The organism is Amycolatopsis sp. NPDC051102 (assembly GCF_040682815.1).
Classification (GTDB): domain Bacteria; phylum Actinomycetota; class Actinomycetes; order Mycobacteriales; family Pseudonocardiaceae; genus Amycolatopsis.
The window spans coordinates 34,333-48,207 of sequence record NZ_JBFBBT010000040.1 but is presented as its reverse complement, the minus strand read 5'-3'; the positions used below and the strand labels follow the sequence as shown (position 1 = coordinate 48,207).

The window sequence follows — 13,875 nt, the reverse complement described above, 5'->3', positions numbered from 1 at the left end:
CTCCTGGCCATGAAACACTCCTCCGGATCCTCCAGCAGTCTACTTGGAAGACGTGTCCGGAAGCCTCGGAGCACTTCACTTTCCCGCCTTGACAACATGCCGCCGGCCGTAGTCACAATCAGGCTTCGGGGTGGCGGGGCCCACCAAGGTGCCGAGACAGCCAACGCATGTACCCACAGGGTCGGCCCACGTACCCAACCAGTCGGCGCGTACCCACAGGGTCGGCCCACGTACCCAACACCAGTCGGCGCGCGTGCCCAGAGGGTCGGCTCGCTTACCCAACCAGTCGGCCGACGTACCCACAGGGTCGGTTCACCGCGGCAGGGCAGACCGCCGCCAAGCCCCGGCCCCACGTCCCCAGGACTCGCCGGCCCAGGCGGAACGCACCGGCGGCGGAGGTTCTCCGGACGCGGCGGCGAGCCCGGCGAGCACCGTCACCAGCGCCGCCAGGCTCTCGTCGTCCGCTTCGCCGCGGACGACCAGAACCAGCTCCGATCTCACCGAAATCGCCACCCCGTCAGATCGGCAGGTTGCCGTGTTTGCGTGCGGGTCCCGGCTTGCGCTTGTCCTGCAGCATCGCCAGCCCGCGCGCGATCGCCGCGCGGGTGTCGGCCGGGTCGATGATGTCGTCGACCAGGCCGCGCTCGGCGGCGTACTGCGGGTTGAGGTACTCCTCGGTGTACTCCGCGACGAGCCGGGCGCGCAGCGCCGCCGGGTCGGGCGCGGCCGCGAGGTCCCGTCGGTACAGGACGTTCACCGCGCCCTCGGCCCCCATCACCGCGATCTCGTTCGTCGGCCAGGCCAGCGACAGGTCGCAGCCGATGGACCGCGAGTCCATCACGATGTACGCGCCGCCGTAGGCCTTGCGCAGGATCACCTGGATCCGCGGCACGGTCGCTTCGCAGTAGGCGTGCAGCAGCTGGGCGCCCTGGCGGATGATCCCGCCGCGTTCCTGCTCGACGCCGGGCAGGAAGCCGGGGACGTCGACCAGGCTGACCAGCGGGATGCCGAAGGCGTCGCAGAACCGCACGAACCGGGCGGCCTTCTGCGACGCCGGCCCGTCGAGCACGCCGGCGAACACCACCGGCTGGTTGCCGACGAGCCCGACGACCCGGCCGTCGACGCGCGCGAGCGCGCACAGCACGTTGCGGGCCCAGCCCGCGTGCAGCTCGAAGAACTCTTCGTCGTCGGCGATCTCCGCGAACACGTCCCGCATGTCGTACGGCTGGTTCGGCTCCGACGGGACGATGTCCGCCAGTTTCGGCCGGTAGTCCTCCGCCGCCCCGGTCGGGGCGGTCACCGGCGGCTGTTCCAGGTAGTTCGACGGCAGCAGGGAAATCAGGTGGCGCACGTCGGCGAGGCACTCCTGCTCGTCGTCGTGCACGACGGTGGCGACGCCGGAATGCGACCCGTGCACGTCGGCCCCGCCGAGTTCCTCGTGGCTGACGCGCCGGCCGGTCACGGCTTCGACGACGTCCGGGCCGGTCAGGTACATCCGCGCGGTGTCGCGCACCATGAAGGTGAAGTCCGCCAGCGCCGGCGAGTAGGCGGCGCCGCCGGCGCACGGCCCGAGGATCACGCTGATCTGCGGCACGACGCCGGACGCGTCGACCTGGCGGCGGAAGATCCCGCCGTAGCCGTCGAGGGCGAGCACGCCCTCCTGGATCCGCGCGCCCCCGCTGTCGTTCAGGGCGATCACCGGGGCGCCGTTCGCCACGGCGAGGTCGAGCACCTTCTGGATCTTCGCCGCGTGCGCCTGCCCCAGCGACCCGCCGAAGAGGGTGAAGTCCTGGGCGTAGACGAACACGCGGCGGCCGTCGATGGTGCCGGAGCCGGTGACGACGCCGTCGGTGTGCGGCCGGTTCGCGGCCAGCCCCGGCCCGGTGGCCTGGTGACGGCGGTACGGCTCGAGCTCCAGGAACGAGTCCTCGTCCAGCAGCAGCGCGAGCCGTTCACGGGCGGTGAGCTTGCCCAGCGAATGCTGGCGCCGCACCGCGTCGAGCTTCCCGTCGGCGATGTGCCCGCGCAGCTCCCGGCGCCGCTGCCGCAGCAACGGCATGCCGGGCGGCGGCGCGGGCACGGCGTCGGCGGTGGCGAGCGCGATCACCTGGGCGTCGCCGGTGTCCGCGCTCCGCCCGAGCCGGCGGCGCCCGGCGCGGAGTTCGGCCGGGACGGGCACCACGTCCGTCTCGTCCGCGCGCTGGGCGCCGCTGTCGGAGGGACCGCTCACGCGGCATCCCTCATCCGCTCGTCCCGGTCACGCTCGATCTCGGCGACGATGTCGGACCACACGATGCCCCGGCCGAGCCGCGGCATCGGGTGGGGGACCACCTCGGCGGGCGAGCTCACCTCGGGGACGAACCGCACCGGGGCCACGCCGGGTTCCGGACGGCTTGCTTCACTGGCGGTCACGGTCAGACCTCCTGTCGTCAAGGCGGCCCCGGCTCGTCCGGGGCCGCCGTCCTCGTGCACGACGTCCTCACGCCGCCCGGGCCCGGGCGTCCACGTCGTGGTAGCCCCCGCCGTAGAAGACGAGCGCCTGCTCGCCGGGCCCGGAGCCGGCCGCGACCACGCGGCCGAGGAAGATCGAGTGGTCACCACCCTGGACGACCTGCGCCACCTCGCACTCGAGCCAGGCGAGCGCGCCGGTGAGCAGCGGCGCGCCGGTGTGCGTGCCGAGGGTGCAGCCCACCGTCTCGAACTGCGCCATCCCGTCCGGCCGCCGCCAGTCGGCGAAGTACTTCGACAGGCCCTGCTGGTCCGACGCCAGGATGTTCACCGCGAACGACCCCGCGGCGACGATCGAGGCGTGCATCCGGGCCGCCTTCGACACGCAGCACAGCACCAGCGGCGGGTCCAGCGACACCGACGTGAACGCGTTCGCCGTCATGGCGTGGGCGCCCTCGCCACCGACGGTGAGGACCGTGACACCCGTCGCGAACCGGGCCATCACCTGCCGCAGCGCCGGTTGCGGTGACAGATCCCGCCGAGCCGGCGACTTGGGCAGCCGCTGCAACGGCCGCCGCTCGGCGGAATTCCCTGCTGCCTGGGCCACTTCACACTCCCTTGCCGTTGAGCGCTGAAGCCACCGTGTACGGCTTCAGCGCCTCCAGCAGCGCCTCGGGCACCCGGGACGGCACGGTCGCGTTGTTGGGCCCGCGCATGCACGCGATCCGCTGCCGCCCGCGCGCCACCAGCCGCTCGCCCTCGGGGTGCAGGTGCACGTAGTCGAACGTGAACTGCAGCTGGGTCGAGGTCAGCTCTTCCAGCCGCATCCGGATGGACAGCTGGTCGAACCCGGTGATCTCGGCGAAGAACTCGCACTCCACGCGGAGCGTGTAGAGCTTGAGGTCGCCGCGGATGTCCTCCAGGACCGCCGGAGCCTTCTCCAGGAGGAACATCTCGCGGCAGCGCCCCTGCCACCGCACGTAGTTGACGTAGTAGACGTTGCCCACCATGTTGGTCTCTTCGAAGCCGACCGTGTGGCGGATCTCGTAGTAGTCGGTCATCTCAGTTCCCCTCTGCCTGGAGCACGGCGAAGACGACGGGGTCCGGCCGGTCGTTGACCGTGGTCGACCAGGTCGCGATCAGGGCTCCGCCGCTCGCGAGCAGCGCCCACCCGTCGGGGTCGACCCGGCGGACGGTGAGCGCCTGGGTCATCAGGCCGGTCTTGCGCACGCATTCCAGCGCGCTCCACACCCGGGTGTTGGCCACCGCGACCGGCTCACCGGTGTCCGCGGCCAGCAGCCGGCCGACGGCGACGAGCTCTTCGCCCAGCAGCCCGGCCCAGTCCTCGTCGGTCCGCTCGATCGCGCTCTCGATGTCGCACGTGACCTGCCCGGTCCCGGTGACGGCCAGGGTCAGCTGCGCCGTGTGGGACGCACTCACCTCGACGCCGTCGGACTCCGGCTTGCCGTCGGGGCGGTACCGGATCTCGATCGGCCGGTCGAGGCTCCGGCTCGCGGCCAGCGCGGTCTGCGCCCGCCGCTCGGCGATGCCTTCGGCCGGGCGGCCGACCGGGTCCGGCTCGACGACCACCGACCGCGTCCCGCCGAGCAGCCGCTCGCACGCCCGCTCAACGTGGGAGCCGAGCATCGACGGGACCCAGGGGCCCGCGCCGTCGCGCTTGCGCACCGCGCGCAGCATCAGCCCTTCCCAGCGTTCGACCAGGGTGCCGTCCGGGTTGCGGACGTCGAGGTCGTAGACGTAGCTGTCGTCGTCCTGGAACCGTTCGCGGGCGTCGAGCAGGACGTACTCGTCGTGCTGCACGCCCGGCTCGGCCAGGTACAGCTTCTCGATGCTCTGCGGCAGCAGGGTCGCGTCGGGGATGCAGCACTGGATCGCGTGCATCATCGCGTCGCGGGTCCCCGGGTCGGCGAGCAGCTGGTCCTGCGGCAGGAACGGCGCGAACCAGGAGACGTTCGCGGTGGTCGCGATCTCGGCGACGGCGTGCCGGGCACTGGCCCGCCGGTAGCCGACGACGCGCTGGAACCGCTTGCCCTGGAACAGGACCGTGCCGTAGAGCTCGCTGATCGGCTCCACCGGCACCGGCGGCAGCGCGACGTCCCGCCGCACCGCTTCGCCGAGCTCCGCCGGGCGGGCGAAGTTCAGCCGGGCGCGGAAGTGGTCGGCGCTGAAGCCGGTCTCGTCGCTGCGGAGGACGACGTCCACCGTGTCGGCGTCCCGGGCCAGCGTGGCCAGCCGGATCGTCGTCGACCGGCCGGGCGAGACGATGATCGGCCGGAGGAACTCGACGTTCTCCAGCACCGGGGTCCCGTCGCGGCCGAGCGTCGCCGTCGCGGCCTGGGTCATCGCCTCCATGCCCAGCACGGCCGGGAAGAGCAGCTGGCCGTCGAGCAGGTGGTCGGCCAGGTACGGGTCGCTGCCCGCGGACAGCTCGGCCTCGGTGATCAGCTCGACGCCCGGGTAGTGCACGACCGCCCGGTCGATGAACCGGGTGAGCGGCAGCTCGCGCCGCTGGATCGGCAGCGTGGGCAGGCCGTTCATCCGGCCGCAGATCACCAGCACCGGCGGGGTGGCCGGGTCGGAGAGCAGGCGGCGCAGGATGGCGATGCCGTCGTCCAGCGGGATCGGCGTGATGCCGTCGCGCTGCAGGGCGGTGACCACGCCGAGCTTCTCGCCCATGCCGGCACCGGACCAGACCGACCACTCCAGCGCGATCGCCCGCGCCTGCGGGTACTCGCGGCCGAAGCGCAGGGTGGCCTCGGTCAGCCAGTCGTTCGCCGTGGAGTAGTGCGCCTCACCGCGCAGGCCCGCGCGGCCGATGATGCTGCCGAAGGTGACCAGCAGCTTGATGCGGCTCTTGTCGACCGCGTCGAGCACGGCGTTGAGGCCGCCGATCTTCGGCGCGAGCGTCTTGCGGAAGGTGTCTTCGGTCAGGCTGAACAACGCGGCCGGTTCGTTGCGGCCCGCGCCGTGCATCACCGCGGTGACCGGGCCGAGGTCGGCCTGCATCCGGCCGACGGCCTCGGCCACCTGCGCGGCGTTGGTGACGTCGGCGCGCTCGTAGCGGTACCGGACGCCGGCCGCTTCCATGCGGTCGAGGTTCTCCGCCAGTTCGGCGTCCTGCTCGGGGTCGCTGCGGCCGAGGAGGGCGAGCTTCGCCCCCGAGTCCTTCGCCAGTGCCAGCGCGCTTTCCGCGGTGATGCCCTTGCCACCACCGGTGACCAGCAGGACGTCGGTGCGATCGAGGGTTTCCGGGATCGGCCCGGCCGGCGCGGCCGGCAGCCCGACCAGGCGCGGCACCGTGCGGCCGCCCTGGCTGTCGTAGCGGGCTTCGGTGAAGTCCGTGGTCGCGGCGACCTCGGCGACGACCGCCGTCACCGCCGCCTCGATCGCCTCGGGCGCCGCCGGGGTCGGGTCGGCCAGGTCGACGATCGTGGTCTTCGCCGACGGGTCCTCCAGCCGCAGCGTCTTCGCCAGGCCGGAAGCGCCGTAACCGTGGTGCACGACGACGAACCGCGTGCCGTTGGGTGCGTTCAACAGGGTCCGGGCCGCGTCGAGGAACAGCCCGACGTGGCTCGAATCGCAGTCGGCCGGCAGGCACAGCAGCACGCCGTCGCCGACGCCGCTGTGGGCGAGCGCCGTCCGCAGCGGCTCGGCGAGCGCGTTCCGCGGGGTGGCGAAGACCTGCCACTCCGCCGAACCGGCACCCGTGGTGAGGTCCGCGGCCGGGCGCGCGGCGGGCAGGTACTCGACGGCGAACGGGCGGACCCACGGCCCGATCCCGGGCGCCTCGCCCTTGCCCGCGTTGTCGTCCGGCTTCGCCGTCTGCGCCAGCTCGTCGATCATCTCGGCGAGCTCGCCGAGGCAGACCGTGGCGAAGTTCGGCATGCCCTCCAGGGCCGGCCGGCCCAGTGCGCGGGTGACGTCGTTGACCAGCTGGCCCACCGTGATCGACGACAGGTGCAGGTCGTCGAGCGGGTGGGTGTCGGCGGTGACCGACTCCAATGGCAGCTCGACGCGCTCGGCGGCGAGCTTGCGGAGCAGGTCGAGCGTGCTGCCGCTGTCCGCGGTGGTGTCGGCCTCGGTCTCGGTGACCTGGGCCCGCTCCGCGGCCAGTTCGGCGGCGAGGTCGGCGTCGATGGCCGGCGCCGCTTCGCAGGGGCTGGCGAGGAAGCGGAACACCCCGTCGGCCGGCAGTTCCCGGACCACCCGGCCGGCGAACAGCCGCTCCGCGGTGACCGGCGCGCCCAGCGCGAAGGCCGCGCCCAGCACCCGCAGCACCCCGGAGAGGGAAGCGTTGTCCGTGTCCAGCGCGAGCACCGGCGTGCCCGGCGCGATCTCCTCGAACAGCCCGGTGAGCACCCGGCCGGGGCCGACCTCGATCACCAGGTCGCTGCGCTCGGCGACCTTCGCCGCCGCTTCGCGGAACCGGACCGGCAGCACGATCTGGTCGCGCAGCAGCTCCGGCAGGTTCTCCGAGGCGTGCAGGACGTCACCGGTGACCGTGGAGACCACCGGGCGCTCGAGCCGCGCGAAGGAGAATTCGGCGAGCCGTTCGATCATCGCGGTCGCCGCGGGCTCGACCTCCGGGGAGTGGAACGCGTGCGACACCTTGATCCGGCCGGCGCCGACCCCCTGGGCCTTCGCCCGGTCGACCACCCGGTCGACCGCCGCGGCCGGCCCGGAGATCACCGTCTGCTGGGGGGCGTTGTAGCCCGCGATGACGACGTCCGAGCCCAGGCCGAGCTCCTCGGTCCGGCCGGGCGAAGCCGCGATGCTCGCCATCGCGCCGGTGCCCGGGCCGACCTCGGTCGCCATCACCTTGCCGCGGATCTTCGCCAGCTTCAGCACGTCCCGCTCGCCGACCGCGCCCGCCCAGTGCAGGGCGGTCAGTTCGCCGAGGCTGTGCCCGGTGGCCGCGTCGGCTTCGATGCCGAACGCGCGCAGCACGCGCAGCCCGGCCAGCGAGCCGGTGACGATCCGCGGCTGCGCCACCTCGGTGGCGACCTGGTCGCCGGTCACCGGCAGCCCCGCCGCGTCGTGGATCTCGGCGGCCGCGGAGAACCGGCGACGCAGCGCGCTGTCCCCGCCGCGGCCGGAACCCTGGCCGGGGAACAGGAAGCCGATCTTCGGCGCGGTCGGGCGCGAGCTCGCGAAGATGCCGTCGGCGGCGTCGAAGACCGACGGGCCCTCCTCGAGCAGTTCGAGCAGCCGGGTCAGCTTGCGCTCGGCCTGCTCGGGGTTCGCCGCGACGACCGCGGCCCGGACTGCCTTGCCGGACAGCTCCCCGGCCAGCGAGCCGGCCAGGTCGGTCAGCTCGGCGAAGGACAGCTTCGGCACCAGCTCCAGCAGCGCGGCGATCCGGCCGCGCAGGGTGGCGACGTCGTCGGCGTCGAGCAGCAGCAGCTCGGCGTCCTGCCGGCCGGCGACGAGGGCGCGGGAGCGGTCGTCGAGGTCGGCGCGGCGCGCCGCGTTCGGTGCCTCGGCCACCGTGACGTGCGAGTTGATCCCGCCGAAGCCCATCGCGGACACGCCGGCGCGCACCGGCTGGTCCGACGGCCACAGCGTGGCCTCGCGCGGCACGTACATCCGGGCGGAGTCGCCGGTCAGCGACTCGTGCGGGACGTAGTGCCCGGTGGCGGGCGGGATGACCTGGTGGTACACCGAGAGCGTGGCCTTGATCAGGCCGGCGACGCCGGCCGCGGCCTTGGTGTGCCCGATGTTGCCCTTGATCGTCGAGAGCGCGGCCGGCTTGGCCAGCGGGTCGGCCTCCCGGCGGGCGCCGGAGAGCGCCTCGATCTCCGTGGCGTCGCCCAGCGCGGTGCCGGTGCCGTGCCCCTCGAAGTAGGACACGGTCTCGACGCCGTAGCCCGCGCGGGTGTAGGCGCGCTTCAGGGCGAGCTGGTGCCCGGCGGCTTCCGGCCGCGTGATGCCGCCCTTGCCGTCGGAGGAGATGCCCCAGCCGGCGACCGTGGCGTAGATCCGCTTGCCCTGCTCGATCGCGTCGGCTTCGCGCATCAGCACCAGCATGCCCGAGCCTTCGCCCGGCCAGAAGCCGTTGGAGTCGGCGTCGTAGACCTTCATCTCGCGCTTGGCCAGCGCCCCGGTCTTGGCGAAGCCGATCACCTCGAACGGGTCGATCGACAGGTCGACACCGCCGGCGATGGCGACGTCGAGGTCGCCCTGGGCCAGCGCGTTCGCGGCGCTGACCACCGACAGCAGCGAGGACGAGCACGCGCCGTCCACGGTGTAGCCGCCGCCGGCGAAGTCGAAGTAGTTGCAGACCCGGCCGGCGATGGTGTTCGCGAGGCCGCCGGCGAGGGTGTCCTCGTTGATTTCCGGGAACGGCTCCTTGTACTGGACCTCCAGCTCGCGCAGGAAGTCCGCGGTCTCGTCGTCGGCCCAGCCGCGCTCGGCCAGCGCCGCGGCGACCGTGCGCCGGACGTAGGGCCAGCGCAGCCGCAGCACGTTGGCGCGGGAGAACTCACCGGTGAGGCTGTTGCCGATGACGACGCCGGTGGCCGTCTTCGGCGCGCCTTCGCCGTCGGGGTACCCGGCGTCGGCGAGCGCCTGCTGGGCGACTTCGAGGGCGAGCCAGTGCGTCGTGTCCGTGGCGCGGAAGGTGCTGCCCGCGACCTTGTGCGCGACCCGGTCGAACTCGTAGTCCCGCAGCACCGCCGCGTTCTGGGCGTAGAACCGGTCCGGCGCCTTCGGGTCGGGCGAATAGTAGTCCGCCCGGTTCATCCGCTCGTCGGGCAGCCGACGGAAGGCCCGGCGACCGGCCAGCACGTTCTCCCAGAGCTCCTCCGGGGAACTTGCGTCCGGATACCGGAGGCCGATACCCACGATCGAAATCCGCTCACCGCTCATGCCAACGCACTCCCACTGGCTCTTGTGTCTTTTGGGGGTTCCGGGTGGCGGAGCCCCCGGCCCGGGGCCCAGCCCCGGTTATCACTGTGTCTTTTGGGGGTTCCGGGTGGCGGAGCCCCCGGTCCGGGGCGGAGCCCCGGATATCGCGGCCCCAGTAACCGATCCGGTTCCAGCATGGCTCCGCTGGCCGGTCACGTCTTCTTTCACCATGCCCGCGGCCACTTTGTCCGCACGCAGCGACAATCCGAAATCCACTTTGGACAGATTCGCTCAGTCGGCGAACTGCCCCGGCGCCCGGCCCTCACCCGCCGGGCCGCGATAGGCCTGCGCGATGTCGAGCCACGCGTCGGCCAGCGCACCCTCGGCCCGCAGGCCGAGGTCGTCGCGGTGCCGGCGCCGGGTGACCAGCAGGCAGAAGTCTTCCGCGCTCCCGGTGATCCGCTCCGGCGAGTCCTCGGGCCCGAACGTCCACAGCGCGCCCGACGGCCCGGTGATCTCGAACCGGAACTCGGTCTCCGGCGGCGTCAGCCCGTGCGCTTCGTAGCCGAAGTCCCGGACACGCACGGCGAAGCCGACGAGGTGCCCCAGCCGGTCGGTGCGCTCCGGGCGCACGCCGAGCGCGTCGGCGACGTCCTGGCCGTGCCCGAACAGCTCCATCATCCCCGCGCAGGCGAGGACGTACGGCGGCAGCGGCCGCACCAGCCACGGCACGAGCTGGTCGCCCGGCACCGCGGCGAGCGCCTTGATGGCTTGGTCCCGATCGGCCCGCCACTTCGTCAGCAGCACTTCCGCCGGGTCGTGCTCGAACTCCTTCAGCGCCGCGTTGACGGCCACGTCGAGCCCGCCGGTGAGCGACTTCGTCATCGCGACGAAGACCTCCGGCTGGGCCGCGGCCAGCCCGGCGATGCGGAGGATGAACGTGAGGTGGGCGATCTGCTCCCGGACCCGCCAGCCCGGCGCGGGTGTCGGGGTCTCCCACTGCTCCTCGGTGAGGCCGGCCACGAGCTCGTCGACCACGGCGGCCTCGGCGGTCAAGTCGGCGATCACGCCCGTCGTGTCAGTCACCTGTGCCGTCCTCTCGAACTTCGATACGTCCCTGGGTGGGCCCGCGGTGGCCGCGGGGGCGGGGGTACCGCCACCGCGGCCACCGGGGGACGGCGGATCGGATGCACCGGGGCGACGGCCTGACCCGGACTCGGGGTCGGTTGTCCCGGGGCTGCGAAGTCCCGGCGCCCGATCTGCCTTCCGGTCGTCACGTGCCGCGACGACCGGAGTTCTTCACTTGCCTGGTGGTTCAGTTGCCGGCCACGAGGTCCAGTTTGGACACCGCGCGGCGGCCGGTGATCGAACCGTCGGGTGCCGGGGCGCCGTACTTGACGTCGACCCCGCGCTCCTGCAGCGCCCGGACGATGCCGGGCACGGCCCGTTCGGCCAGCGCGGCGATCGTCATAGCCGGGTTGACCGTCAGTGCCCCGGGTACCGAAGCGCTGTCGGTCACGAAGATGCCCGCGTGGTCGCGCAGCTCGTGGCTGGGGTGCAGGGCCGACGTCGCCGGGTCGTCGCCGATGCGGCAGGACGCCAGCGGGTGCACGGTGTACGCCCCGACGACGTCGTTGGTCCACGGCGCGACCTTCCCCAGGCCGTCCTTTTCGATGATGGCCTTGCAGTCCGCGTCCGCCAGCGCCCAGCCGCGCAGGGTGTTCGCCGTCGGCTCGTAGCGCAGCGGCCCGCGGCCGAGCATCTGCTGCGAGATCCGGTAGGCGTTGCCGGTCGGCGGCGGCGTGCCGAACACGCCCTCGTTGTCGTCCTCGGTCATCAGGAAGATCGTCAGCCAGTTGGCCCACTGCTCGAGGATCTGCTTCTTCTCCGCGCCGAACCACCGCGGTTCCTCGCCGCCCGGTGCCTGGGCGAGGATCGTGCCGAGCCCGGGCGGGAAGTACAGCTGTTCCAGCGAGTACCGCTCGTACTCCGGCAGCGAGCCGTCGAGCTTGTCCCAGTTCGCCACCGTCGGGCCCTTGCCGATGTGGTTGGCCGCGTAGACGGCACCGTCCTCACGGGACAGCCCGAGCACCTCGCGCACCCGGTCCTCGTCGATGATCGCGGTGTTCAGCCGCTCGCCGTTGCCGGAGAAGTACCGGCCGACGCCGTGCGGCATCGTGCCCAGCGCCGCTTCCGAACGCTGCAGGATCACCGGCGTGGCCCCGGCACCGGCGGCGATGATGACGATCTTCGCCTCGATGACGCCGGAGCCGGTGTGGATCCGGTAGTCCTCTTCGTCGATCAGGTCGAAGTGGACGCGGTAGCCGCCGTCCTCGGTGCGCTCCAGCCGCTCCACCTCGTGCAGCGGCCGGATCTGCGCGCCGTGCGCCAGCGCGGCCGGCAGGTAGTTGGTCAGCATCGACCGCTTCGCGTCGAACCGGCAGCCCGCCATCTGGAAGTTGCAGTTGGTGCACAGGGCGTTGTCCACCGCCACCGGGGCCGGGTTCGCCGTGCGGCCCGAGTGGTTGCAGGCCGCGGCCCACAGCCCACCCGCGTACGAGACGTCGTTCCAGTCCTGTTTGGACACCGGGATCGACTCGTCGACCCGGTCGTACCACGGCTCGAGCGAGTCACGGCTGATCTCCGCCGGCCACATCCGGCGGCCGATGCTGCCGTGGCGGTCGAAGACGAACTTCGGCGCCCGCGGCATCGCGGCGAAGTACACGACGCTGCCGCCGCCGACGCAGTTGCCGCCGAGCACGCTCATGCCCTCGCCGGCGACGAAGTCGAACACCCGCGTGTACGACGAACCCAGCAGGTAGTCGTGTTCGAAGTCCTCCGCGGCCAGCCACGGCCCGCGTTCGAGCACGACCACCTTCGCGCCGCCCGCGGCGAGGTGGTACGCCGGGATCGAACCGCCGAAGCCGCTGCCGACGATGACGACGTCGGTTTTTTCGATGGCACTCATGCCGGGCTCCCCGAAGGTGTCGTGTCGGGATGGAGATCGGCCAGCTTGCGGCCGTAGGAGAACTTCGGGAACCGCCACAGCCCGTCGGCGTCCGGGAGCCGGTAGCCGAGCGCGAGCAGCCCGGGGTGCCCGTTCTCCAGCGCCTCCTTGGTGTGCCGGTGCGGGGCGGTGTCGAAGGCCATGTTGCAGAACAGGGCCAGGCTCACCCACCCCTCCTTCTCCGGGTGCCCCGGCTTGGTCAGCCGGGTCACCAGCGCCCGCCGGTGCTCGTACGGCAACGCGACGAACGGCGGCAGGTCGGTGTCGAGCTCCAGCTCGACCTCGCCCGCGTACGACTTCGCGTGGTCGTTCAGCGACTGCACCAGGTAGGGCAGGCCGGCGGTGATGCCGGTGGCGTCGTAGTTGAGCAGTTCCAGCGCACCCGCTTCCACCGCGCCGGGTCCCGGGGCGGCCCCCGCCACCGCGCGGTCCTCCGGGTACCGCTTCTCCCCCGGCACGATCGTGTCGGCGTACGCCTCCAGGGTCAGCACCTGGACCTCTTCTTCGCTTGCCACCGGCCTACTCCTCACCAGAACGTTGACGGCAGTGCGCTCACGCCGCCAGGGGCTTTTCGTCACCGGCCGGCGCCGGCGGCGCCGCGGCGAGCTGCACCTTCTGCGCCGCCTGTTCGGCCTCGAACTTGATCCGCGCCTTGTTCGAGAAGTGCAGGCCCCACAGGTACATCCCGCGGATCAGGCACACCGAAGCGGTGGCGAAGAACAGTCCGTAGGCGATGTGCGCGGCGGTGAAGAACCCGTACATCATCGCGATCCCGGCGCCGAAGGCGAACTGCGAAACCGGCTTCGACGGCGACGTGCCCGGGTCGGTCACCATGTAGTTCGTGTAGAGCACGAACGCGATCCCGGTGCCCATCGCCAAAGCGCCGGGGATGGCCGTGCCGAACAGCGCCCCGCGGAGGAACGCCTGGACGACGAAGAACGACAGCCAGCCGAAGATCAGCCACATCCGGCCGGTCAGCAGCGAGTTGAGCACCGTGCCCGAGATCAGGATGACCGCCACGATCAGCCAGCCGACCCAGGTGTCGACCTTCTCCGAGAAGTGGTACGGCGGCGTCATGTTGACCCACGGGAACACCAGCAGCATGATCGTGATGCCGAAGTTCGACGGGTTCATGTAGTGCCGCAGCCGGCCGTACACCGGCGCCTGCAGCACCCACTTCGCGCCGACCGCGACGACAACGCCGAAGATCATCGCCCAGACGTGGTCGTTGACGTAGGTCAGCATGTTCAGCGCCAGACCGCTGATGTGCGCCGGGAACAGGAACTCCACCAGGCCCCGGAACCCGTTGCCGCGGAAGCGGACGTCCCGCTTGGTGACGCGGGCGTTGATGATTTCCAGCAGGATCTCCGTGGTGTACGCGGTGCCCACGGCGATGAAGGGGTACAGCCACGGCTGCTCGAAGCCGAGCACGGTGTAGCCGAGGATGTTGAAGATCGTGATCGAGATGGCGAAGCGGCGCAGGGCCGTGATGACCTTGTTGGTCCGCTTCGGCGGGGCAGTGTCCACTTTGGTCGTTATGGGCGTCGCCATGA

10 protein-coding genes are annotated in these 13,875 nt (G+C 72.0%); all 10 read right to left on the bottom strand.

The features are described from left to right. Positions 1-312: 312 nt before the first annotated feature. The 10 genes from AB0M93_RS47710 to AB0M93_RS47665 all read right to left on the bottom strand — a co-directional run bounded on the left by AB0M93_RS47710 (position 313) and on the right by AB0M93_RS47665 (position 13,873). The gene (locus AB0M93_RS47710; protein ID WP_364287864.1) at positions 313-501 is read right to left on the bottom strand and encodes an acyl-CoA carboxylase subunit epsilon; all 189 of its coding nucleotides are present in this window, start codon (positions 499-501) and stop codon (positions 313-315) included. Positions 502-517: 16 nt separating this feature from the next. Continuing rightward, a complete protein-coding gene (locus AB0M93_RS47705; RefSeq protein ID WP_364287861.1) occupies positions 518-2,230 on the bottom strand; it encodes an acyl-CoA carboxylase subunit beta in 1,713 nt (570 codons plus the stop codon). Continuing rightward, positions 2,227-2,412: a DUF6222 family protein gene (locus tag AB0M93_RS47700; RefSeq protein ID WP_364287858.1), complete on the bottom strand. Its 186-nt coding sequence runs from the start codon at positions 2,410-2,412 to the stop codon at positions 2,227-2,229. Before AB0M93_RS47700 ends, AB0M93_RS47705 begins: the two co-directional genes overlap by 4 nt. Positions 2,413-2,479: 67 nt before the next feature. Next, entirely contained in the window at positions 2,480-3,055 is a 576-nt protein-coding gene (locus tag AB0M93_RS47695; protein WP_364287855.1) for a flavin reductase family protein, read from the bottom strand. A 1-nt stretch (position 3,056) separates the two neighbouring features. Continuing rightward, positions 3,057-3,509 carry an acyl-CoA thioesterase gene (locus tag AB0M93_RS47690; RefSeq protein WP_364287852.1) on the bottom strand — a complete coding sequence of 151 codons (453 nt, stop codon included), beginning with the start codon at positions 3,507-3,509 and terminating at the stop codon, positions 3,057-3,059. 1 nt (position 3,510) lies between these two features. Further along, entirely contained in the window at positions 3,511-9,336 is a 5,826-nt protein-coding gene (locus AB0M93_RS47685) for an SDR family NAD(P)-dependent oxidoreductase (RefSeq protein WP_364287849.1), read from the bottom strand. Positions 9,337-9,606: 270 nt separating this feature from the next. After that, positions 9,607-10,401: a TIGR03084 family metal-binding protein gene (locus tag AB0M93_RS47680; protein WP_364287846.1), complete on the bottom strand. Its 795-nt coding sequence runs from the start codon at positions 10,399-10,401 to the stop codon at positions 9,607-9,609. A 229-nt stretch (positions 10,402-10,630) separates the two neighbouring features. Beyond that, the gene (locus AB0M93_RS47675) at positions 10,631-12,283 is read right to left on the bottom strand and encodes a GMC family oxidoreductase (RefSeq protein ID WP_364287843.1); all 1,653 of its coding nucleotides are present in this window, start codon (positions 12,281-12,283) and stop codon (positions 10,631-10,633) included. Next, entirely contained in the window at positions 12,280-12,837 is a 558-nt protein-coding gene (locus AB0M93_RS47670) for a DUF5987 family protein (protein WP_364287840.1), read from the bottom strand. Before AB0M93_RS47670 ends, AB0M93_RS47675 begins: the two co-directional genes overlap by 4 nt. Positions 12,838-12,874: 37 nt before the next feature. Beyond that, positions 12,875-13,873: an enediyne biosynthesis protein gene (locus AB0M93_RS47665; RefSeq protein ID WP_364287837.1), complete on the bottom strand. Its 999-nt coding sequence runs from the start codon at positions 13,871-13,873 to the stop codon at positions 12,875-12,877. Positions 13,874-13,875 lie beyond the last annotated feature (2 nt).